The sequence below is a fragment of the Devosia sp. ZB163 genome (genome assembly GCF_028613635.1).
Taxonomy (GTDB): Bacteria; Pseudomonadota; Alphaproteobacteria; order Rhizobiales; family Devosiaceae; genus Devosia_A.
In genome coordinates this window covers 596,524-619,714 of sequence record NZ_JAQRMY010000004.1, presented here as the reverse complement: position 1 = coordinate 619,714, position 23,191 = coordinate 596,524, and the positions used below count along the sequence as shown (strand labels likewise).

22 protein-coding genes are annotated in these 23,191 nt (G+C 65.1%); 15 read left to right on the top strand and 7 right to left on the bottom strand.

The window, feature by feature from the left end; genetic code table 11:
- The first annotated feature begins 90 nt into the window (after positions 1–90).
- On the top strand, positions 91–582 hold the full coding sequence (locus PRN20_RS21310) for a YciE/YciF ferroxidase family protein (RefSeq protein WP_273959649.1): 492 nt from the start codon (positions 91–93) through the stop codon (positions 580–582).
- Between the two features lie 71 nt (positions 583–653).
- Positions 654–986, top strand: coding sequence for a YciI family protein (locus PRN20_RS21305; protein ID WP_273959648.1), 333 nt, complete (start codon positions 654–656; stop codon positions 984–986).
- A gap of 110 nt (positions 987–1,096) precedes the next feature.
- Here the strand turns inward: PRN20_RS21305 and PRN20_RS21300 are convergent, their stop codons facing one another.
- Positions 1,097–1,726: a hypothetical protein gene (locus PRN20_RS21300; RefSeq protein ID WP_273959689.1), complete on the bottom strand. Its 630-nt coding sequence runs from the start codon at positions 1,724–1,726 to the stop codon at positions 1,097–1,099.
- A gap of 253 nt (positions 1,727–1,979) precedes the next feature.
- Between PRN20_RS21300 and PRN20_RS21295 the strand changes: the two genes are divergently transcribed.
- A complete protein-coding gene (locus tag PRN20_RS21295; protein WP_273959647.1) occupies positions 1,980–2,417 on the top strand; it encodes a PPC domain-containing DNA-binding protein in 438 nt (145 codons plus the stop codon).
- A gap of 103 nt (positions 2,418–2,520) precedes the next feature.
- Here the strand turns inward: PRN20_RS21295 and PRN20_RS21290 are convergent, their stop codons facing one another.
- From PRN20_RS21290 to PRN20_RS21280, 3 genes are all read right to left on the bottom strand, one after another.
- On the bottom strand, positions 2,521–4,107 hold the full coding sequence (locus tag PRN20_RS21290) for an amidase (RefSeq protein ID WP_273959646.1): 1,587 nt from the start codon (positions 4,105–4,107) through the stop codon (positions 2,521–2,523).
- A gap of 66 nt (positions 4,108–4,173) precedes the next feature.
- On the bottom strand, positions 4,174–4,872 hold the full coding sequence (locus PRN20_RS21285; protein WP_273959645.1) for a cysteine hydrolase family protein: 699 nt from the start codon (positions 4,870–4,872) through the stop codon (positions 4,174–4,176).
- Between the two features lie 25 nt (positions 4,873–4,897).
- Entirely contained in the window at positions 4,898–6,325 is a 1,428-nt protein-coding gene (locus PRN20_RS21280) for an amidase (protein ID WP_273959644.1), read from the bottom strand.
- A 228-nt stretch (positions 6,326–6,553) separates the two neighbouring features.
- Here PRN20_RS21280 and PRN20_RS21275 point away from each other — a divergent pair, with 228 nt between their 5' ends.
- Positions 6,554–7,600, top strand: coding sequence for a substrate-binding domain-containing protein (locus PRN20_RS21275; protein WP_273959643.1), 1,047 nt, complete (start codon positions 6,554–6,556; stop codon positions 7,598–7,600).
- 215 nt (positions 7,601–7,815) lie between these two features.
- Entirely contained in the window at positions 7,816–8,226 is a 411-nt protein-coding gene (locus tag PRN20_RS21270) for a MarR family winged helix-turn-helix transcriptional regulator (protein ID WP_273959688.1), read from the top strand.
- A 151-nt stretch (positions 8,227–8,377) separates the two neighbouring features.
- Here PRN20_RS21270 and PRN20_RS21265 read toward each other — a convergent pair whose 3' ends face one another.
- The 3 genes from PRN20_RS21265 to PRN20_RS21255 are packed head-to-tail and all read right to left on the bottom strand — an operon-like array spanning position 8,378 to position 12,631.
- The gene (locus tag PRN20_RS21265; protein ID WP_273959642.1) at positions 8,378–9,775 is read right to left on the bottom strand and encodes an amidase; all 1,398 of its coding nucleotides are present in this window, start codon (positions 9,773–9,775) and stop codon (positions 8,378–8,380) included.
- A 20-nt stretch (positions 9,776–9,795) separates the two neighbouring features.
- Positions 9,796–11,199 carry an amidase gene (locus PRN20_RS21260; protein WP_273959641.1) on the bottom strand — a complete coding sequence of 468 codons (1,404 nt, stop codon included), beginning with the start codon at positions 11,197–11,199 and terminating at the stop codon, positions 9,796–9,798.
- A 25-nt stretch (positions 11,200–11,224) separates the two neighbouring features.
- Entirely contained in the window at positions 11,225–12,631 is a 1,407-nt protein-coding gene (locus tag PRN20_RS21255; RefSeq protein WP_273959640.1) for an amidase, read from the bottom strand.
- 367 nt (positions 12,632–12,998) lie between these two features.
- Here PRN20_RS21255 and PRN20_RS21250 point away from each other — a divergent pair, with 367 nt between their 5' ends.
- The 10 genes from PRN20_RS21250 (at position 12,999) to ureB (ending at position 23,187) form a co-directional block, all read left to right on the top strand.
- A complete protein-coding gene (locus tag PRN20_RS21250) occupies positions 12,999–14,588 on the top strand; it encodes an ABC transporter substrate-binding protein (protein WP_273959639.1) in 1,590 nt (529 codons plus the stop codon).
- 73 nt (positions 14,589–14,661) lie between these two features.
- On the top strand, positions 14,662–15,618 hold the full coding sequence (locus PRN20_RS21245) for an ABC transporter permease (protein ID WP_273959638.1): 957 nt from the start codon (positions 14,662–14,664) through the stop codon (positions 15,616–15,618).
- A 7-nt stretch (positions 15,619–15,625) separates the two neighbouring features.
- Positions 15,626–16,528 carry an ABC transporter permease gene (locus tag PRN20_RS21240; RefSeq protein ID WP_273959637.1) on the top strand — a complete coding sequence of 301 codons (903 nt, stop codon included), beginning with the start codon at positions 15,626–15,628 and terminating at the stop codon, positions 16,526–16,528.
- Between the two features lie 15 nt (positions 16,529–16,543).
- A complete protein-coding gene (locus PRN20_RS21235) occupies positions 16,544–17,653 on the top strand; it encodes an ABC transporter ATP-binding protein (protein WP_273959636.1) in 1,110 nt (369 codons plus the stop codon).
- 5 nt (positions 17,654–17,658) lie between these two features.
- Complete coding sequence (locus tag PRN20_RS21230; RefSeq protein WP_273959687.1) at positions 17,659–18,723, top strand: ABC transporter ATP-binding protein; 1,065 nt, start codon at positions 17,659–17,661, stop codon at positions 18,721–18,723.
- Positions 18,724–18,734: 11 nt separating this feature from the next.
- Complete coding sequence (locus PRN20_RS21225) at positions 18,735–19,673, top strand: acetamidase/formamidase family protein (protein ID WP_273959635.1); 939 nt, start codon at positions 18,735–18,737, stop codon at positions 19,671–19,673.
- Positions 19,670–21,340 (top strand): asparaginase domain-containing protein, encoded by a 1,671-nt coding sequence (locus tag PRN20_RS21220; protein ID WP_273959634.1) that lies wholly within the window; start codon positions 19,670–19,672, stop codon positions 21,338–21,340. Before PRN20_RS21225 ends, PRN20_RS21220 begins: the two co-directional genes overlap by 4 nt.
- 11 nt (positions 21,341–21,351) lie before the next feature.
- Entirely contained in the window at positions 21,352–21,801 is a 450-nt protein-coding gene (gene ureE, locus PRN20_RS21215; RefSeq protein ID WP_273959633.1) for an urease accessory protein UreE, read from the top strand.
- Positions 21,794–22,471 (top strand): urease accessory protein UreF, encoded by a 678-nt coding sequence (locus PRN20_RS21210; RefSeq protein WP_273959632.1) that lies wholly within the window; start codon positions 21,794–21,796, stop codon positions 22,469–22,471. The genes ureE and PRN20_RS21210 overlap by 8 nt, the downstream gene beginning before the upstream one ends.
- Positions 22,472–22,488: 17 nt before the next feature.
- The gene (gene ureB / locus PRN20_RS21205; protein ID WP_443112603.1) at positions 22,489–23,187 is read left to right on the top strand and encodes an urease subunit beta; all 699 of its coding nucleotides are present in this window, start codon (positions 22,489–22,491) and stop codon (positions 23,185–23,187) included.
- Positions 23,188–23,191: the final 4 nt, after the last annotated feature.

Genomic DNA, 23,191 nt, shown 5'->3' with positions numbered 1-23,191 from the left:
CATCTCGTTCCAGTCGGTTGGAACTTATCCTCCATCACTAGATTGATGACTCGCTGCGGATTGGCCGCGACCTCAAAAAGGAGACGAACGATGGCGGGTGAAAAGACCCTCGACGACCTCTTCCTCGATACCCTGAAGGACATCTACTTTGCCGAAAAGCAGATCGTGAAAGCTCTGCCGAAGATGGCAAAGGCAGCGCAGGGGCCGGACCTCAAGGCAGGTTTCGAAGAGCACCTCCGGCAGACCGAGGGACACATCGATCGGCTTGAGCAGGTATTCGAGCTCATCGACAAGCCGGCACGCGGCAAGACCTGTGAAGCCATCCTCGGCATCATCGAGGAGGGCAAGAGCATCATGGAAGATTTCAAGGATACGCCGGCCCTCGACGCCGGATTGATCTCTGCCGCGCAGGCTGTCGAGCACTACGAGATTGCCCGCTACGGCACGCTCAAGACCTGGGCTCAGCAACTCGGCCTGAAGGACGCGGTGTCGCTGCTTGACGCCACGCTCAAGGAAGAAGAGGCGACCGATCGGAAGCTCTCCCAGGTCGCAATGAGTGGGGCCAACCTCAAGGCAGCGTAGGTAAGCTGGAGAGGCGGCGCCCTTGGCGCCGCCTTACAAGGTGAGGCAAAACCCGCAAGGCTGGAACTGAGATGCTGAAGTTCATCACTATCGGATACGGCGGTCAGCAGGGCTATGACCAAACCGACGAGGCAGTGCGGAACACAGCGCACGCCCACGATGCGGCCATGCAACAGGCTGGCGCTGTCATGGGCGTTGCCGGAGCCCCAGTTCAGGTGCGCAACCCTGATGCACACGGTGTTGTGACATCGCCCGGGCCGTATCTCAGGGCCGACCTGCCGATTGCCGGCTTCGGCTTGATCGAGGCAGACAGTCTCGAAGAGGCTGTGGAGATGGCGTCGAAATCACCATGCGCCGTCGCACATGGTGTGATCGAGGTCTGGCCGCTGCAGGTCAGCGTATAGGCCGGTTGCGCGGGTGCGGGGTCGGGGATGATCGAGCCACAGTATCACTCCATAGGGATCTCCGGAGGTTCCGAACTGGCCTTCCAGGTTGCCGGCCGTCGCCCACGCTTCTATCGTGGACCCTCGCGTTCGAACTCGGCCCAACCGCGCAGCGCGAACCGATCATCGGCATCGACCGGCTCTGTAGAAGCAGTGGGGCCTTGATCACCCTTCCTCTTTAAGCGCGTCAACTTTGCCTTCCAGGCGGCACGACGCCTGTTTTCCGCGGCTTTCTCAGCGTCCTCTGCACGCCAGGCATCAATGGTGTCCCGGTCCAGCAGATCCTCGACCTGGCGAGGATCGAACACGTGGAACGTGATCTTCTTGACCCGCCCGCGCAGCTTGACCGTGCGCGTGCCGATGCTTGGTAGACGACCATCCTTGAGCCATCGATGACGTTCCGTGGTCGAAATCCCCAGAATATCTTCTATCTCCCGTGGGATCACCGGCAGATCCTCGATACTTTCCAAGGCCTTCGAGACAATCGAGGATGCCCGCAGGAACTCATCGTCGGCGCCTTTTGGCATTCGTAGTCTCAGCTCGCCGGCCGAAACCGTCAGCGCCTTCCGCACTGCAGTGGGGAGACGGGCTCGGACTTCAAGATAGATGCCCTTGGACCGCACCGACGACCCAAGCCTGGCCGCGTAAGGGAGCTGCCAGACCCGGATCAAATCCGATGTGGAATGCAAGTTTGACGTCATGCCCTCGAGATAAGTGGTGACCGGGGACGTCGCAACCGGCGAGCGGATGGGACAGGAGCTCGGCTGCCATTTCGTTGGCCGTCGCGGGAAACTGGAAAAACCGCGACGTTCTCCGTACCACCACGTCCAGTTGACGCGCTCGCCGGCCTGCTGACTGAACTTCCGTGGCATCGAATGGTTTCGTGCGAACACCTTCCTCCGCCATAGCAACTTCACGTGGGCCACCCCGTTGTGCCAGCAAACGGAGGTTTCTATGCGCACGAGGCGAATGCACGAAGTATCCGGCCATGCCACTTGGGTCGTCGTGCTCGAGACAGGTGACGAGGCGATGGCGTGTCTGAAGCGCTTCGCTATCGAAGAGGGGTTGGACTCGACCAGCCTTACCGCGATCGGCGCCTTCGAACGCGCGACGCTGGCCTACTTCGATTGGGAGCGGAAAGAATACCTGCCCATTCCGGTCGACGAGCAGGTGGAGGTTGCCTCTCTCACGGGCGACATCGTGCTCGGCCCAGACGGAACTCCGGTTGTGCATGTCCATGCAGTGCTGGGTCGGCGAGATGGCAGCGCCCTTGCCGGCCACCTTGACAGTGGCTTCGTCCGGCCGACCCTCGAACTGGTGCTTACCGAGACACCTGGAGCTCTGCGAAAGCAGATGGACGAGGCCAGCGGTCTTCCACTCATTCGTCCATAGGCAGCGATGGCGATGCGCTTGGCGCAACCCAAGTGGGACTTGGGAAGCAGGGGTGTGGAGCCCTGCTTCCGTGACCACCACCAGTTGGTGTGACCTCTTGCAATCAGGCGTCGTTTGCGGCCGGCACCGGATACGGTGTTTCGACCAATTTGGGCACCAGGCGGTGGTGCGTCGCCTGCTCGTAGTCGTAGGCGAAGGCGAGCAGTTCGGCTTCGCTCCACATCTTGCCCACGAAGATCAGCGCGAAGGGCGCACCGTTCGTGTACTGCCCGGCGGGCACGGTGACGCCTGGCAGGCCGGCGATGTTGATCTCCGATACGGTGGTCGCCAGATACTCCGCCTTCTCGAACACGCCCGGGAGCGGGCCCTCCGACTGCGGGAACACCAGGCCATCGAGCTGGTTGTCGGCCATCACCTTGTTGAACAGCTTCAGGTAGGCCATGCGCGCCGCGTAGAACTCGCTCAGGTCCGGCGGCAGCGTCGGATCCTCCAGCGATTTCTGCACCACCGGGCTGCCTTCGGTCAGCTTGGCGAAAGTGCCCTCGGTGCCGAACGGATCCGACGGCAGCATCGCGGCCAGAGCCTTGAACGAGGTAGCCGCAACCCCCGGTCCCATCCGGCGCAGGAAGTTCTCGAAATCGTGGATGATCGACTCGAGCCCGCGCGCGTCGAACCCGGCTGCCCCCTTTGCCAACGAGGCAAACGCCGTGCCCGCGAACGGGTCATCGACCAGCACCGCCCCTCGTGCCTTCACTTCGTCGATCGCTGCGGCATAGAGCCTGGCCGTCTCCTCGGCCACCGGCTTGGTACGCCAGCCGGGGCCGTAGAGACCGAGCCGCTTGCCCTTGAGCGCCGTGTCCGACAGCAGCGACGTGTAGCCGCCTTCCGGCACATTGCCGATCGCCGCGACCGTCTTGGGGTCGGCAGGCGTGTAGCCGGCGAGCACGTCCATCAGCAGCGCCGCATCCTTCACGGTACGCGCATGCGGACCGACCACGTCGCGGGTCGAGCCGGCGAGCGGGGCAACACCCGTATTGGGGATCAGCGCGAAAGTCGGCTTCACCGAGACGAGGCTCTGTGCCGCGCCGGGGTTCTGGATCGAGCCGCCGGTTTCCTCGGCAAGGCCGACCACCGCGAAGCTGGCGGAGATCGCCGTGCCGGTGCCGCTCGAGCTCGCGCCCGGGGCGATGTCGCGGTTCACCGCATTGTAGGTCGGGCCGTCCCAGCTGGTGTTGGCACGAGCGCCGTCGTAGCTGAAGGCCGGGATGTTGGTCTTGCCCAGGATCACCGCGCCGGCGGCCTTCAGCCGTGCGACAACCGGAGCATCGACGCCGGGCATCAGGTCGAACCCGCCGGCGAGGCTCGAAAGCGGTGCCCAGCCGCCGGTCGATGGCAGGCCGACCATGTCCATGGCCTCCTTCACCACCACCGGCACGCCATCGAGCGGACCGAGCGACTTACCGGCCGCGCGGCGGGCGTCCGCAGCGCGCGCATCGGCCAGCGGATCGGGGGCCATGAAGGTGAAGGCGTTGTAATACGGCTCGTATTTCTCGATGCGGGCGAGGTGCGCGGCCGTGAGCTGCTCGGATGTATAGGTGCCGCCCGCGAAGGCCGCCTGCACATCGGCGATGGTGAGTTCTGCGACGTCGATTTCGACAGCCGTATCAACGGCCTGAGCGAGGGCATTCATGCTGACACTCCGGAACGGATGGGAGGAGACTGGCCCGCAAACCGGGGCCGGTCGGACCACTGAAGGTCAGGCCGCGGCCTTGACCGAGGACTTCTCGATCAGGTCGAGCAGGTACGGGGTGTCCATCACGTCGGCGAAGATCGTGTACATGGAGATGAGCGTACCCAGGTGCTCTTCGTCCGACAGCGTCGCGTTGGCGTCGGACATGAAGATCACCTTGTAGCCCATCTGCAGCGCGTCGCGGGCCGTGCTCTCGCAGCAGCAATTGGTCAGCGTTCCGGTAATGATCAGCGTATCGATGCCCTTGGCCTTGAGCTGGGCATCCATGTCGCAGGTCTCGGGGATCAGCGCCGAAAAGCGGGTCTTGTCGACGATGAGGTCCCCTGCCTTGATCTCCATGCGCGGGTCCATCTCCCAGTCCGGCATGCCGGGGGCCATCTTCTCTTGCCCGGCCTTCTGGTCGGCGCCGAGCGTTTCGACCCAATAGGCCCACGAGTGCTTCTCGGACGGATCGTAGGTGTAGCGGGTGAACACGTTGAGCCCGCCGGCCTTGCGGACTGCTTCCGAGATCGTGTTCATCGTGCCGTAGATCTCGCGCGTCATCGGCACCTCGATCGGGGCGCCCTCGGCGACGAAGCCGACCTGCATGTCCACGCACACATGCGCCACCTTGCTCATGTCGAGCGAGGAATAGATGTGGTCCGAACCGCCGCGCACCTTGCGCATGCGCTCGACGATATGGGCGGGAAGCGTGACATTATGCATCTGAGTATCCTCTCGTGATGGTGCTTCAGGAAAGCTCGGGGTGCCGGGCATGCCAGCTGGTGACGGACTGGTAGGCGTGGCCCGCCGTGAACAGCAGCGCCTCGTCGAGCCCGTTGCCGACGAGCTGAAAGCCCATCGGCACGCCCCGCGCATCGGCGCCGCCGGAAAGCGAAAGGGTCGGCTGGCCGGTCATGTCGAACACGGCGGTGAAGCGGGTCAGCCCGTCGAACTCCTCCGCCGTCATCGAGCGCGCGAACATGCTCGCCTCCGGTGCGCGGTAGGGAATGGCAGGCACCAGCAGCAGGTCGCAACCGAGCATGGTCTTGGCCACTGCCCCGTTGATCTTCAGGCGATACTGCATGGCCTCGGCCAGCTGCTTGGCGCTGGCCCCGTGGCCGATCTCGAGCAGCGCCGTCAGCACGGGGCCGTACTCGTCCTTGCGGGTCGGGTAGGTCTCGCCATGCGCTGCTGCGCATTCGGCGGCACAGATCGTCGTCCAGTGCGCGCCCATCTCGTCCATCGACGGGAAGGTGACGGGTACGATGCGCGCTCCGAGCGCTTCGAAGGCGGCGATGGCTTCCCACATCATCGCGGCGACTTCCTCCGAGGCCGTCGTGAAGATGTAGTTCTCGTCGATACCGACCCTGAGGCCGGCAACCGAACCGCCCAGCGCCGCGAGGTAGTTCGGCACCGGTGCGTTGAGCGTCGTCGTATCGCGCGCGTCATGCCCGGCGATGGCGCCCAGCATTGCGGCGGCGTCAGCCACCGTGCGGGTCATTGGCCCGACATGGTCGAGCGAGTCTGCCAGAGCCCAGACGCCGGCTCTGCTGACCCGGCCCCAGCTCGGCTTCACGCCGGTGAGCCCGCAGGCGGTCGACGGCAATCGGATCGAGCCACCGGTGTCCGAGCCCAGCGAACCGTAGCAAAGGCCCGCGGCGGTCGCGACGCCCGACCCCGACGAGGATGCGCCGGTCCACACGTCATCGGCCCAGGGGCTCACCGGGGTCTTCATTCTTGGGTGGTGGCCGGCCCAGGCGCCCTCGGTCATCGAGAGCTTGCCCAGGATCACCGCCCCAGCGCTCTCGAGCCGGTCGACCACCGTGGCGTTGCTGGCGGCCATGTGGTCGCGATGGATGAAGGTGCCCGCGCTCGTCGGCGCGAAGGTCGTGTCGCACAGATCCTTCACCGCCACCGGCACGCCGTGCAGTGGCCCGCGCCAGATCCCCTGCCCCAGCTCGGACTCGGCCTTGCGGGCACTGGCCAACGCGTGCTCGGCGGTGACGGTCGTGTAGCTCTTCAGCTGTCCATCGATCCCACCGATCCGGTCGAGCAGCGCGCGCGTGACCTCGACGGGACTGACGACGCCCGTCCGGATCAGTTCGGAGACCGCCGTCAGGCTCAAGTAATGCAGGTCCTCACCGGCCGTGAGCGCATGCGGCGCCTTGGCATCCATGGCAGAGTCTCCAATTTAATATCATTCCTGATAGTCAAATATGAAAATATCAACATTGCAAGTGGAGTCTCGCGTCGTGCAGTGCCTGCTTTTTGTGCAACTCATACATTCGGTCAAAAAAGCATCATTCGTTTGACATCCCGGCTTGGAGCGTACAGGGTACCCCGTCGCCGCGGCCCTCAGGATCGTTCGAGTGGCAAGTTTCGTGGACTGCTTGCGGAGGGGTGCATGAAAGTTGGGATGCTGCATTCGAGAAGTGGCGTTGCGGGCATGTGGGCCCCGGCGCTGGATGCTGCCGTCACCCTCGGCGCCGCCGAAATCAACAACCAGGGCGGCATTCTCGGCGAGGAGCTGGAGGTCGTGTTCGGTGATTGCGGCTTCACCGCCGGCGAGGCGATCGCCGCCGTTGACCAACTGATCGACATGGACGAAGTCGCGGTCATCGTCGGCGCGCATACGTCGGATCTGCGCGAAGCCATCAGCAGCCATGTCGGCGGCCGCCTGCCCTACATCTACACCTCGCAATACGAGGGCATCGCGGTCGGCCCCTCCACAGTTGCGATCGGCTCGAGCGACATCGAGCTGCTCGGCCCCGCCCTCGACTGGCTGAAGACCACCAAGCATGCCGACCGGTATTTTTTCGTCGGCAACGACTACATCTGGCCGCGAACGACCCTGGGTACGGCCGGTCGCGTGCTGAAGGCACAGAACTCTCAGTTGGTCGGCACCGCCATGGTCCCCACCCGGCCGCAGGATTTTTCCGGCCTCATCCGCACCATTGCCAGGTCAGGCGCGCAGGTGGTGGTGATGGCGCTGGTCGGCCAGTGTGCTGTCGAGTTCAACCGGGCCTTCGCCGCTGCCGGCCTTGACCAGAAGATCCTGCGCTTCGGCCTCATTGTCGACGAGACGGTGATCTGCGGGATCGGGCCCGAAGCGACGACCAACCTCTTCACCGCCGCGAGCTATTTCGCCGGGCAGCACTCGCGCTCCAACGACTCGTTTCTCGAGCGCTACCACGATGCCTTCGGCGCCTATGCCCCGCCGGTATCGGCGGCAAGCGCAAGCACCTATGACGGGCTGCATGTGCTCACCCGGATGGTCCGCAACCTGGGCACGTTCGATCCGCATGTTCTGGCGCGCGAACTCAACCGCCCGAATTCGCGCAACTTCGCCCGCCACATGGTGGCCGACCGCTCCATCGGCATTCGGCCGACCGTGTACCTCGGCGAGGCGGAGGGCGTCACCCTCCAGGTCGTCGCCGAGTTGCAGCACTGACATGGTCGCCACACCCTCAATTTAGTTTCATTCGCAATATTGTCAGACTGAAGTCACGGTGCTAAGCACACGCCAACGATGGCGTGCGGCCATTACGCACACCTGACTCAGCGCAACTCACGCTTACCCCTGTCCAAAGGTCGGAACGCGAGTAGCGCACATCACGTTACTTGAACATTCGACTATTGAAATTCCGGGAGGATGGGTTGGCACAGATGCGGATGAAGGATCAGCTGGCCTACATGATCGCCAGCATCAACCGGCAGCTCGAGGCTGAGCTCGAGGAGCGGCTGCGTCCCGGCGGTGTGCCGATCGAGCAGTACCGTATCCTCGAAGTGCTCGACGCCAGCGAACCTGCGGCAATGGGCGAGATCGCCACGCAGTCGCTGATCGAAGCGCCCACGCTCACCAAGATCATCGACAAGATGGTGGCGGAGGGCCTCGTTTACCGCGCCCCCGATCCCAACGACCGCCGCCGCGTCCTCATCCTCACCGCCCCCGGCGGCAAGGCCCTGTTCAAGCGCCTCCGCGGCGTCTCCAGCGCCCAGGAACAGCGCATCGTCGACCTGCTCGAAGGCGACAAGGCCGCCAAGCTGCGGGATCTGCTCAAAGAGCTGATCCAGTAGGCACGGTTCCCTCTCAGGACGCGCCGGCCTCCGTGATCCTCCCCCGCTTCGCAGGGGAGGCGCCCCACCACCCTGTACCAAGAAACACCCGACCTCGCGATCGGGTGCCAGTGTTCGCCGCCGAGACCTGCGCGGCAGTCACAAACCTGCCTCAGAACCCGGGCGGACGGCGCGTGTGCCAGTCGGTGGCCATCTGGTAGGCATGCGCTACCTTCAGCAGCAAGGCTTCCGAGCCATGCTTGCCGGCGAGCTGCATGGCAACCGGGCGGCCATCCTCGGTGTAGCCCACGGGCAGCGTCACCGTCGGGGTGCCCGTCGCGTTGAACGGCGAGGTGAACTTGCCGATATTGTCAAAGCTTTCGGCCACCAGCGCCCGCATCTCGCTCCAGGTCGGCGTCCCCTTGGGAAACACCGGCATGATGAAGACGTCGATGTCGTCGAACATGCGCATCACGGCGCCGCGGAACTTGTAGCGCTCGATGATCGCCTGTCCCATCGCCACCGGGTCGGACGTCCGGCCCTGCTCGATCATCGACTTGATCATCGGACCATATTCGTCGGCGCGGCTGGGATAGGTCGCGACGTGGTGCGCCGCCGTCTCCGCCATGGTGGCAGCCATGTTCATCTTGAGCAGGGCCGACTGGTCGGGGAAGGACACCGGCGTTGTCAGCGCGCCGAGTTCCACCAGCACGGCGACGGCTTCTTTGATGAAGCCCATCGTCACCGGATCCGCATCGGCATAGTCCCAGTCGAGACCGATCTTGATACCGCGCGCGCCGTAGACGCCTTCGAGCTCCCCCAGATAATCCGGCACGGGCGTCGACAGTGACGTCGAGTCCTTCGGGTCCCATCCCGCCAGCGTCTGCAGCATGGCCGCGGCATCGGCCGCTGAGCGCGCCATAGGACCGAGATGGTCGAAGGTCGCGGCCAGATCAAAGATGCCATGCCGTGAAATCCGGCCCCAGGTCGGCTTCACGCCGGTCAGGCCGTTGGCCGCTGAGGGAAAGCGGATCGACCCGCCCGTATCCGAGCCGATCGTCGCGTAGGCAAGGCCCGCCGCTGCCGCAACGCCCGACCCCGAGGACGAAACGCCGGTCCAAAGATCCTTCTTCCACGGGTTCACCGGCTCGGGAAATTCCGGATGGTGCTCGAGCGTCGCGCCTTCCGTCATGTGCAGCTTGCCGAGCAGCACCGATCCGGCATCACGCAGCTTGGTCACCACGGTCGCATCGTAATCCGGCTTGAAGTCGCGGTAGATTGTCATGCCGCCGGTGGTGGTGATGCCCTTGGTATAGCAGAGGTCCTTCACCGCGATCGGGATGCCGTGCATCACGCCGCGATAGATCCCCTTCATGATCTCGAGTTCGGCCTTCTTGGCCTGCTCCATTGCGACGTCGGCCGTCACCGTGGTGTAGCTTTTCAGCCCCTGGTCGTGGTCCTCGATGCGCGACAGGATCGCCTCGGTCACTTCGACCGGCGAGATGTCGCGGCTCTCGATATACTTGGCCACCGTGGTCAGCGGCTGGAAATGGATGTCGTCCAAGGCCATTGCGGGCTCCTCTGGTTTCGTCAGGAAAGGGTCGGGCGACGCAGGTGCCAGTCGGTCGCCTGCTGGTAGGCATGGGCGGCCTTGAAAAGGGTCGGCTCGCTCAGGTGCGTGCCGATCAGCTGCATCGCGAGCGGCAGGCCGATCTGGTTGGTGCCGACCGGGAACGTGATCGTCGGGACACCGGCCATGTTGTAGACGCCGCCGAAGCGGCCGAAGAGCGGGAGGCGCTCGAACAGCTTGTCGAGCTCGTCATACTTCATCCCCACCCAGGGCATGATCGGCGCCGGGATCACATCGACCTGCTCGAAGATCTCGGCCAGTTCGCCCTTGAACCGGTCCTTGATGATGTAGGCCGCCGCGACATCCACCGCGCGATAGGTGAAGCCGCGCTCGATCACCTCGGCCAGCTTGCCGAACCCCTCCGGGTTCGCCCTGTAATGCGCCTCGTGATAGCGGGCGCACTCGGTCTCCATGATGATCCGCTGCGACTTCACGACATCGGCCATGTCAGGGAGCTTGACGGGCACGATGCGTGCGCCGATCTCCTCGAACACCGCCAGCGCATCCTTGATGCTGCCGACGAGTTCCGGATCGACGTCCGCGCTCAGATAGTCCCAGTCGAGGCCGATCTTGAGGTCACGCGCACCCCACACCCCTTCCAGCCCCTCGAGATAACCCGGCACCGGCGTCGGCAGGCTGGTCGGATCGTTGACGTCATGCCCGGCGATCACGTCGAACACCGCCGCGGCGTCCGCAGCCGAACGGCACATCGGCCCCACGGAGTCGAGCGTGTCGGCCAGCGTGAAGACACCGTAGCGGCTCACCCGCCCCCAGGTCGGCTTCAGGCCGGTCAGCCCGTTCGTCGCCGATGGAAAGCGGATCGAGCCGCCCGTGTCGGAGCCGAGCGAGGCAAAGCACAGCCCAGCCGCGGTGGCGACGCCAGAGCCCGAAGATGAACCGCCCGGCCAGTAGCCCGCGACATAGGGATGCCGCGGCGGCGCACCGAAATGCGGATGATGCTCGGCCAGCGCCCCCTCGTGCAGCGCCAGCCGCCCGAGAATGATTGCGCCTGCCGCGACCAGCCGGTCGACGACCGTCGCCGAGTAGTCCGCGGTGAAATCCTTGTAGGCGAGCGAGCCGAACGTCGCCGGCACGCCCTTGGTGAAGAACAGGTCCTTGATGGCGATCGGCACACCGTGCAGCGGTCCGCGATAGCGGCCCGACCGGATCTCGCTCTCGGCCTGCCGCGCCTGCGCCAGCGCCGTTTCGCCGGTGACGCTGAGATAGGAGTGGAGTTCGGCATCTACCGCAGCGATGCGCGCCAGCATCGTTTCGGTCAGCGTCACCGGTGACAGCGCTCCGGATTTGATGCCGGCTGCGACATCGGTCAACGCCATGAAGGGAATGTCGCTGGTATCGAGCATATCGAGAACTCTCGGTTGTAGGTCTTCAGTTGATCGAAGTCGGGCGCTTGAGGTGCCAGTCGGTCGCCTGCTGGTAGGCATGCGCGGTCTTGAGCAGCCCGGCCTCGCTCAGATGCGGGCCGATGAGCTGCATGCCGATCGGCATGCCGACCTTGGCGAGGCCGACGGGGAAGGTGATCGAGGGGCTGCCCGACACGTTGTAGGGCGAGGTGAAGCCCAGGAAGTTCACCAGGTCAGCGAGATGGGAATCCATCTGGTCGTAGCGCGCGCCGACAAACGGAGATACCGGTGAGGCGATGGCATCGATGCCCTCGAACACCCGCAGCAGCTCGCCCTTGAACCGGTCGCGCGTGATGTAGGCCCTGGCCAGCGTCTGTGCGTCGTAGCTCCTGCCGCGCTCCATCGCCTTGGCGAGCTGCGACCCGAACTTGCCCGGATCGGCCTCGTAGACCGGCCGGTGGAAGTTGAAGCTTTCGGTGTCGGTGATCACCATCTGCGCTTCAGTCGCCGCCCGCCGGTCGGGCACGCGGATCGGCACGATCGTCGCGCCCAGGTCACGGAACATCTCGATTGCGGCGCGGATTGCGGCCACCGTCTCGGGATCGACGCCGTTTTCGAGATAGCCCTCGTCCACGCCGATCCGCACGCCGCGCGCCCCGAGGATGCCGTCGAGCGCCGCAAGATAGTCCTGCACCGGCGCCATCACCGCCGTCGGATCCTGCGGGTCAGGCCCGGCGAAAGCTGCCAGCATCGCTGCTGCATCGGCCGCGTCGCGCGCCATCGGCCCGATCGTGTCGAGCGAGTCCGCCAGCGGGAACACGCCATAGCGGCTGGTCCGCCCCCAAGTGACCTTGAGCCCCGTCACCCCGTTCGCCGCGGAGGGGAAGCGGATCGAACCGCCCGTGTCCGTGCCCAGCGAGGCAAAGCAGAGCCCCGCCGCCGTCGCCGCCCCCGAACCCGAGGACGAACCGCCCGGCCAGTAGTCGGCATTCCAGGGGTTGAGGCACTTGTCGAGCGCCGGATGGTGCTCGCCGAACGCCCCCTCGTGCAAGTGCAGCCGTCCGAGGATGACGGCACCCGCCATCTTCAGCCGGTGGACGATCGTCGCGTCCTGGTTCGAGATGAAATCCTTGTAGGCTACCGAGCCGAACGTGGACGGCACACCCTTGGTCCAGAACAGGTCCTTGATGGCGATCGGCACGCCATGCAGCGGCCCGCGATGCCGGCCGGCGGCAATCTCGCTCTCCGCGATGTTGGCATCATCAAGGGCGCTCTGCCCCGTCACCGACAGGTAGGAGTGAAGCTTGGTATCCACCGCGCCGATCCGGTCGAGCATCATTTCCGTCAGCTCTACAGGCGACAGCGCGCGCGAGGCGATCAGCCCCGTGACCTCGAGCAGAGAGGCGTAGTGGAGGTCGGCGGTCTGGGACATCGGCGTGGCCTTGGGGTCATAGGGGGAAAGCGCGGGGCGAGTTCGGCGCCACCGCGTCCCTTCGTATACATGCCTTCCTAATACTTGAAAACGATAATATCAAAAGGAGAAATAATAGCCACCTTGCCCGTTTGTTAGGCGACAGCGCGCTTCCGACGCGGCGTTAGCCCGCCACCTATGTCATGGCTGCGGCGTATTCGGATTCTGCATGGCTGCCATCCACACCGCCAAGATGCTTGGTTTTTCTACTATTTGCGCCGCAGCGATCCTCGGTCGCGCCCTCCCCGGCAAGCGCTGGCACACCCCTTGCAGCGTCCTTTGTGTAGCGCCTGACCAAAGGCGCGTCCGCATGCAGGAAGGATGCATCATGAAGTCACTCAAACTGCGAGGCGTGCTAGCGGCAGCAGCCCTGGCCCTCACGGCCGGCGCGGCAAGCTCCGTCTTCGCCCAGGAATCGGTGCTGCGCGTCGCCATGACCGCCGCCGATATCCCCGATTGGACCGGCGCACCGGACCAGGGCTACGAAGGCATGCGCTTTGCCGGCTACACCATGTACGACGCGCTGGGCCTGTGGGACCTGTCGAGCTCGGACAAGGCCGCCGACGTCGTCCCGGGCCTCGCCACCAGTTGGGAAGTCGATCCCACCAACAACCTGCTCTGGACGTATCACCTGCGCGAGGGCGTGAAGTTCCACGACGGTTGCCCCTGGAACGCGGACTCCGCGATCTGGAACTTCGCCCGTGTGATGGACACGTCGGCGCCGCAGTTCAACGCGCGCCATGCCACCCAGCAGGGCTCGGGCGTCGTCAACGTCGCCAGCGTCGAGAAGGTCGACGACCTGACCATCAAGATCACCACCAAGGTCCCGGCATCGCTCCTGCCCTACGACCTGGCCATGTTCCTGATGATTTCGAACTGCGGCGTCGAGGCCGTCGGCAACGACTACGCCAAGTTCGGCGAAAAGCCGGCCGGCACCGGCCCGTACAAGTTCGATCGCCTCGTTCCGCGCGAGCGCCTCGAGCTGGTGAAGAACGCCGAATACTGGAACCCGGACCGCGTTCCCAAGCAGGATCGCGTCATCCTCCTGCCCATGCCCGAGGCCTCGACCCGCGCTGCCGCGCTGATGTCGGGTCAGGTCGATTTCGTCGAGGCACCCTCGCCCGACACCATCCCGGTACTCGAGGGCGCCGGCATGCAGATCATCACCGTCCCCTATCCGCATAACTGGAACTACCTGCTCAAGGTCGACAGCGGCCCGTTCTCCGATGTCCGCGTCCGCAAGGCCGCCAACATGGCCATCAACCGGCAGGACATGGTCGACATGCTCCAGGGCGTGGCCACCGCCGGCTACAATACCCTGATCGAGAGCCAGGCCTGGTACGGCACGCCGCCCGTCTACGAATACGACGAGGCCGGCGCGCGTGCGCTGCTCGAGGAAGCCGGTTGCATGCCCTGCAAGGTCAAGATCGGCATCTCCACCTCCGGCTCGGGCCAGATGCAGCCGCTGCCGATGAACGAGCTGGTCAAGGAACAGCTCGACGCCGCCGGCTTCGAAGTCGAACTGGTCCCAATGGACTGGAACGCCCTGATCGGCGTGTTCTTCCAGGGCGCCACCGCCTCGGGCTTTGACGGCATCAACTTCTCCATGGCTCCGATCGATGCCAGCCAGGGCATCATCAAGAAGTGGATGACCGAGTATGCGGCTCCGGCCTGCTGCAACTGGGGCACCTATTCCAACCCCAAGGTCGACGAGCTGGGCGCTGCTGCCCTCGCCGAGTTCGACCAGGCCAAGCGCGACGCGCTGCTGACCGAGATGAACAACACCGTCATGGCCGACGCACCGGAGCTGTTCATCGTGCACGACCTCAACCCCCGTGCCCTGTCACCCAAGCTCACCGGCTTCGTGCAGGCCCAGAGCTGGTTCCAGGACCTGACCCCCATCGTGGTCAATCCCTGATCCAAACCGATCCCCGCGGGCGCCACGCGCGCCCGCGGCCTCTTGTCCACCAGCCAACTGCGGGTAGCCCTAGATGTGGATGTATGCCCTTCGCCGCCTGATCCTGACGATCCCGATCCTCCTGGGCGTCACCATCATCTGCTTCGCCCTGGTCCAGATCGCGCCCGGTGACCCGATCACCAGCCTCGTCCGGCCGGATACGCCACCCGAACAGATCGCCATGCTGCGCGCCTATTACGGCCTCGATCAGCCGGTGGTGGTCCAGTACTTCATGTGGCTGTGGCGTGTGCTCCAGGGCAATTTCGGCACCTCGATCGCCAACAACGCCCCGGTAGCGGCAGAGGTGATGCGTGCCTTCGCCAACACCATCGTCATCGCGCTGATTTCGGTCGTTCTTGCCTTCATCGTCTCGCTGATCCTGGGCACCATCGCCGCGCTGAGGCAGGGCGGCATCGTCGATCGCCTCGTCACTGCGCTCGCCGTGTTCGGCATCTCGGTGCCCACCTTCTGGTTGGCCGTGGTCCTCGTCATCTTCTTCGCGGTGAACCTCAACTGGCTGCCGGCTACCGGAATGGGCTCGGGCGGCTCGGACACCTTCAACTATTTCGACTGGAACGACTTCAAGTTCGCGGTGATGCCCATCATCGCCCTGGCACTCCCGCCGCTCGCCATCATGACGCGCACCACCCGCGCTTCGATAAGCGAAATCCTCAACCAGGACTTCATCCAGACGCTGCGCGCCAAGGGCCTCAGCGAGTTCGCAATCATCACCCACGCCATCCGCAACATCATGCCCTCGGCGGTTGCGATGCTCGGCCTGCAGCTCGGCTACTTGATCGGCGGCTCGGTGCTGGTCGAAACGGTCTTCACCTGGCCGGGCACCGGCGCGCTGCTCAACAAGGCGATCCTCACCCGCGACATCCCGCTGCTGCAGGGCACCATCCTCGTCCTCGCCGGCGCCTTCGTTCTCATCAACCTCGTCGTCGATCTCGCCCAGTCGCTGGTCGATCCGCGCATCAAACGCACCTGAGGCAACCATGACCGACATTCCCGCCGGCAGCTTTCCCACGGACAAGACCCAGGCCGCTCCCGCCACCAAGGTCCGCGGCTACTGGGGCAGCGTCTGGAACCGCCTCCGCTACGACTACGTGACCTTGTTCTGCCTCGGCCTCATCACCGTAATCGTCCTCCTCGCGGTCTTTGCCCCATGGCTCTCGCCCATGGATCCCGAGAGGTCCTCGATGGCAAACCGCCTGCGCCCCATCGGCCACGCCAAGTTCACACTCGGTACCGACGAGCAGGGTCGCGACATGCTTTCCCGCCTGCTCTGGGGCGGCCGCGTCTCGCTGCTGATGGGCATCGTCCCGGTGATCTTCGCCACGCTGATCGGCGGCACCTTCGGAATCATCGCCGGCTACTACGGCGGCAAGGTCAACATGGTGATCATGCGCACCATGGACGTGTTCTTCGCCTTCCCGTCCGTGCTGCTCGCCGTCGCCATCGCCGGTAGCCTCGGCGGCGGCATCGGCAACCAGATGATCACGCTGACCGTAGTCCTGATCCCGCCGATCTGCCGTGTGGCCGAAACTGCCACGGCCCAGGTGCGCTCGCTCGATTTCGTCGACGCAGCCCGCGCCAGCGGCGCCTCGACCTATTCGATCCTCACCAACCACGTCCTTATCAACGTGCTGTCGCCGGTGCTCGTCTACTCGTCGACGCTGGTGTCGATCTCGATCATCCTTGCGTCCGGCCTCTCCTTCCTCGGCCTCGGCGTATCCCCGCCGACCGCCGACTGGGGCCTGATGCTCTCCACCCTCCGCCAGTCGATCTACGTGCAGCCGCTGGTCGCGGCCCTCCCGGGGCTCTGCATCCTCGTCACCTCGATCGCCTTCAACCTCGTCTCCGATGGTCTGCGCCAGGCCATGGACGTCAAAGCGTAACGGGAGACCTGCACCATGACAGACGTGATCGAAACCGCCCCGACCTCTCCGGATCCGCGTGACCGTGGCGGTCCGGCCCAGCCGATGCTGATCGTCGAGAACATCAAGAAGTACTTCCCGATCCGTGCCGGCCTGCTCAACAAGAAGGTCGCCGAGGTGAAGGCCGTCGACGACATCTCGTTCTACGTGCTGAAGGGCGAAACGCTCGGCATCGTGGGCGAAAGCGGCTGCGGCAAGTCCACCCTGGCGCGCCTCTTGATGTACCTCATCGAGAAGGATGAGGGGCACCTCGTTCTCGACGGCGACCCGGTCGGCGAAAAGACCGGCACCTCGCTCGACGGCCTCCGCCGTTCGCTGCAGATGGTGTTCCAGGACAGCTATTCGTCGCTAAACCCGCGCCTTCCGATCGAGGCTTCGATCGCCTACGGCCCCAAGGTCCAGGGCACCAGGGAAAAGGCGGCCAAGGAACAGGCTCGGGCGCTGCTCGAGAAGGTCGGCCTCAAGGCCGAGCGCTTCGGCCAGCGCTATCCGCACGAGCTTTCCGGTGGCCAGAAGCAGCGCGTCAACATCGCCCGCGCGCTGGCGCTGGACCCACGCCTGCTCATCCTCGACGAGGCCGTGTCGGCCCTCGACAAGTCGGTCGAAGCGCAGGTGCTGAACCTGCTCGGCGACCTCAAGGAGCAACTCAACCTCACCTACATCTTCATCTCGCACGACCTGCACGTGGTGAAATACATCTCGGACCGCGTGCTGGTGATGTATCTCGGCCAGGTCGTTGAGATCGGGCCTGTCGACGACATCTACAGCAACCCCATGCATCCCTACACGGCGGCGCTGCTGGCCTGCCAGCTTAGCATGGATCCGGACGAGCGGGTCGAGTCCGCGCCGCTCGCTGGTGATCCGCCCAATCCGGTGAACCCGCCCTCGGGCTGCCGCTTCCACACCCGCTGTCCCTATGTCGAGGACGTGTGCATGTCGAAGATGCCGTCCCTCGGCGACACGTTGCGCGCCGACCCAGGCGAGCACCTGGCCGCCTGCCACATGGTCCATGCCGGCTCCGGCCACTCCAAGGCACCCAATCCCGACAGCCGGCCACTCCCGCTCTGGCAAGGAGAGACGAGATGAACGAGATGCGCTCCCCCGACCTGTCCCAGGTCGAAGCCCAGAACGAAAAGCCCGACGCCTACGTGAAGGTGAAGGACCTGCAGGTCCGCTTCGTCTCCCGCGAAGCCACGGTGAAGGCGGTCAACGGCGTCTCCTTCGAGCTGAAGAAAGGCGAAGTGCTCTGCGTCATCGGTGAATCCGGCTCGGGCAAGTCGGTGATGATGCGCTCGCTGATGCAGCTCCATCCCAAAAAGCGTACCCGCATCACCGGCGAGATGAAGATCGGCGAGCACGACATCATGACCGCCACCGACAAGCAGATGTCGGAACTGCGCGGCTCGACCGTCTCGATGATCTTCCAGGAGCCGATGACCGCGCTCGACCCGCTGTACACCATCGGCGACCAGATCGCCGAAACGGTGATGCGACATGAAAAGGTCGACCGCGACGCCGGCTGGAAGCGCGCCCTCGAGCTGCTCGAACTGGTCCGTGTCCCCTCGCCCGAGCGGCGGCTGAAGGCCTACCCGCACGAGCTCTCGGGCGGACTGCGTCAGCGCGCGATGATCGCGGTCGCGCTGAGCTGCCGTCCCTCGCTCCTCCTCGCGGACGAGCCCACCACCGCCCTCGATGCATCGGTGCAGATCCAGGTCCTCGTCCTGCTCCGCAAGCTGCAGCGCGAGATGGGCATGTCGATGATCTTCGTCACCCACGATCTCGGCGTCGCCGCCCAAATCGCAGACAAGGTCGCCGTCATGTATGCCGGCCGCATCATCGAATATGGCAACGCCCGCGACGTGCTGATGCATCCCGAGCATCCCTACACCCGGGCCATGCTGTCCTCGACCATCAAGGACCAGAAAAAGGGCGCCCAGCTCGAGACCATCGCCGGCACCCCGCCGGACCTGCGCGCCCTGCCCGACGGCTGCAGCTTCGCGCCACGCTGCAGGTATGCCGGCCCCGACTGTTTCGAAACCATGCCCGACGAGGTCACCGACGGCCGCGGCCACATGGCCCGCTGCGCCAAGGTCAACGTCGTTCGCGGCCTCCTCGCCTTCGAGCCCGGCATCCCGGCCGCTCCCGCCCTCGCCTGATTGAGACCAACATGGCCGAACACCACCTCCTCCCAAGCGTAGAGACTTGCCACTGGGGCTATTTCGACGCCACGCAGAAGCCGGCGCTCGTCGTCAGGAGCGGCGACACTGTCACCATCGACACCGTCACCGGCACGCCGAACGTCGTGCCGGACCGCGACAAGTTCCACGTCCCGCCCGCGCTCGACGACATCTTCGCCGGCCTCAAACCCGAGGGCCCGCACATCCTCACCGGCCCGGTCTATGTCGAAGGCGCCAAGCCCGGCAACGTGCTGGAAGTCCGCATCAAGGACGTCTCGGTCATCCAGGACTGGGGCTTCAACATCATCGTCCCCAAGCTCGGCACCCTGCCGCACGACTATGACGAGATGGTCTACAACAACATCCCGATCGACCTGGAAAAGCAGGTCGGGATCTTGCCCTGGGGCCTCGAGCTGCCCCTGAGGCCCTTCTTCGGCGTCATGGGCCTCGCGCCGCCCAAGGGCTGGAACCGCATTTCCTCGATTGCCCCGCAGTCGATGTGCGGCAACCTCGACAACAAGGAGTTGACCGCTGGCTCCACCCTCTACATCCCCGTCTTCACCGAAGGCGGCCTGTTCAGCTGCGGCGACGGCCACGGCTGCCAGGGCGACGGCGAGGTGAACGTCACCGCCATCGAGACGGCTTTGCGCGGCACGTTCGAGTTCATCGTCCGCGACGACCTCACCTTCACCTGGCCGCGCGCCGAGACCGCCACCCACCACATCACGATGGGCATGGACCCCGATCTCGACCAGTGCGCCATCACTGCCCTGCGCGAGATGATCGCGCTGCTGGGCGAGAAATCCGGCCTCTCGCATGCCGACGCCTACATGCTCTGCAGCCTCGCCGGCGACCTCCACATCACCCAGACCGTCAACGGCAACAAGGGTGTGCACATGATGATGGACAAGAAGAACTTCGCGAAATGACCAAGATCCGTATCGCCCACATGGCCGGTCCCACGGCCACCATCCAGAACACCCCGCCCCTCGTCACCTCGAACAAGGCCCGCGCCAAAGCCGGCCTGCCACCGATCCCCGGTGGTTTCGACCCGCTCCGCGCCCAGCGCCTCGCCGCGCCGGTGAAGGTCTATGTCGAGCAGTTCTCGGCTCACCCGCTCGAAGCCGACAGCGCCGAGCTCTACGCCGCGCCGGATGGATACCTCACCGCCGATGGCAGCCTCTCGAAGACCCAGACCGCCGACACCGACAAGCCGGTCTACGAGATCGAACTGAAGCCTGAGGACGGCCTCTATCCCCTGCCCTACATGGCCCTGCAGGCCGACGGCTCAGCCTGGGAAGAGGAAGCCACCTACTTCGGCAGCCCCAAGTCCCGCCAGGGCTTCTTCCCCGATGGCTCGCGCAGCTTCGAGGAGATCGACCGCCTGTCGATCGATGCCAATGGCAAGGTGAACCAGATCAGCGGCCGCGCCGAGGTCGACTTCTACCGCGTCGCCCCGCCCGGCGGCTTCACCAAGGGCCTCGCCAACGACAAGCGCGCCGATATCGGCGACGGCGACACGCCCGTCGAGGCCATGGGCCACCAGTTCTTCGCCTACAAGCCATGGCACCTGGCGAAATCACCGCCGCGCCCCGTGCTCGCCAAGATCACCAACGATGTCCAGGCGATCATGTCCTCAGGCGAGTATGACGGCGCCATCTGGACGCAAGGCTCCCCCCAGATCGAGGAAACGGCCTACTGGTTCAACCTCCTGATCGACACCGACAAACCCATTGCCTGCAACGCCGCCCAGCGCCCGCAGGGCCAGATCTCCAACGACGGCCCGGCCAACATCGTCGATAGCGTTACCTATATCGAGAGCGGCATCTGGAAGGACGGCAAGGGCGGCAATCGCGCCGGCACCGTCGTCATCCAGGAGCAGCAGTTCTTCGCCGCCCGCGAAGTGGCCAAGGTCGATGCCCGCCCCGGCGGCTACGTTGCCACCGGCGGCCATGGCGGCATCCTCGGGCAGGTCACGCATATGGGCGCGCCGTACATGATGTACGTGCCGGCCTACAAGCACACCTCCGCTTCGGATGTGAACATCACCAGGCTCCCCAACTCCGTCACCGGCACCAGGCTCGTCGACGGCAAGGCCACCACCTGGACCGTGCCGATCAAGAACGGCGTGGGCAAGCTGCTCGCCGATGCCGTCCCGTCGGTCTCGATCCTCAAGGAAGGCGGCTACTTCGCCGATACCTTCGGCGATGATCCGGAAGCCGAGGGCGACCTCGATTTCATGATCAAGCACAAGCTGAGCGGCAAGCGCCTCGGCGGCTTCGTCATCGAAGGCCTCGTCCCGTACGGCAACATCACTTCGGAAGTTCGGGCCCATATGCTTCGGCGGGCCAGTTTCATGGGCCTGCCGGTCGTCCGTGTCGGCCGAGGCTATCCCGAGGGCTTTGCGGATCCCGAGCCCTACACCATCGCCGGCAGCAACCTCACCTCCACCAAGGCGCGCCTGCTGCTCATGGCCTGCCTGATGAAGTTCGGCGCCCTGCCCGTCGCGGCCGATCCCGTCAACCCCACGGCAGCCGAGTTCGACGCGCTCAAGGCCGCCCTGGCCAAGTACCAGGCCGTGTTCCACACGCACTGACGGAGACGATCATGCTGCGGCTACACGGCATCATCGGCACGGCCGCGGATGCAGCCTATGCCGGCCTCATCCACGAACTCGAGCACAAGGACGGGATAGAACTGCTGTTCGTTCCGCCCTCCGATGCCGGCCGCAAGCGTTTCCGCCTCACCACCGATCGCGGCACCGACTGCGCCGTCAGCCTCGACCGCGACGAGGACCTCGTCGATGGCGCCGTCCTCTTCCTCGATCCGGAGCGCGCTATCATTGCCCGCTTCGGCGAACAGGAAATCTGGCGCCTCAAGCCAGTCGACCAGGCCGCGTCGCTGAAGCTCGGCTGGAACGCCGGCAACCTCCACTGGCGTGTCCGCTTCGAAGGCGACGTCCTGCACGTGCTGCTCGACGCCCCGCTGCACACCTACCGCGCCCGTATTCTGCCCCTTCTGGACTCGGGCGAAGTTGAGGAACTGGCGGATGTTTGATCCAGCCGCCGCGCTCGCCCTGCTCCAGTACGGCGACAGCGCCTTCCCGGCCGGTGGCTTCGCCTTCTCCTGGGGCATCGAGGGACTTGCCGCCGACGGCATGCTCGAGACCGTCGAACATCTCGACCGGTTCATCGCCGACCATCTCGTCCACCGCTGGCAGACGATGGACCGCGTCCTCCTGCGCCGCGCCTGGTTTTCCCCGGACCTCGAAGCCGTTGCCGCCACAGACCGGCTTGCTGAAGCCTCCACCCTCGCCGCCGAGATGCGCGAAGGCTCGCATCGCGCCGGCAGGGCCCTGCTTGGCGTCGCCGTCAAGCTCGGCGGCCCGCTCGCCATCACCTATCGCCAGATGGTCTCAGCCGACCCCCGCCTCGGGCACCTACCGGTCGTCCAGGCCGTAGCCTGGCGCGATGCCGGGCTCACGCTTGAAGCGGCGGAACTCGTCTCGGGCTGGACGCTCGTCACCGGCCTCGTCTCCGCCGCTACTCGTCTGGGCATCATCGGCCATATCGAAGGCCAGCGCTCACTCGTCAATGCCCGCTCCGTGCTGTCCGAAGTCCTCGCCGAGGTCCCGGACGCCGATGCCGTTCCCTCAAGTTTCACCCCGCTGATCGACATCGCCGTCGCCCGCGGCCCGTCCCGCCACGTCCGCATGTTCGCCACCTAACCACGCGTCAGGAGTAGATAGTGAACCTCACGCCCACCGAGATGGATCGCCTGACGATCTTCACCGCCGCCGAAATGGCGCGGCGCAACCAGAAGCTCGGCATCCGCCTCAGCCATCCCGAAGCTGTGGCGCTGATCACCGACGAGGTCATGCTCGCCGCCCGCCGCGACATGCCCTATGCCGAGATTCGCGACATGGCGAGCCGGCTGCTCACCACCGACGACGTCGAGCCCGGCGTCGCCGAAATGACGCCGATGATCTACATCGAGTGCGCCTTCGCCGAGGGCACCAAGCTTCTTGTTCTGTTCGAGCCGATCGCCATCGGCAACCTGCCGCTGCTCGAGACCACCTATCCGGGCCAGGTCTTCACGCCGGAAGGCGAGATCGAGTTTTTCGAGGACGGCGAAAGCGTCACCGTCGATGTCACCAATACCGGCGACCGCGACATCCAGGTCCGCAGCCATACGCACTTCTTCGAATCCAACCGCGCCCTCGATTTCGATCGTGCCGCGACCTGGGGGTTCAAGCTCGATCGCCCGGCCGGCATGGGCGTCCGCTTCGAGCCCGGCGTGCCGCAATCGGTTCGCCTTGTCCCCATCGCCGGCAATCGCATCGTCCAGGGCCAGGCCGGCCTCGTGAATGGCCCGCTCGAAGCCGAAGGCGCCAAGGCGCGCGGTCTCGAGCTGGCCCAAGCCCGCGGTTACAAAGGAGCCTGAGCCA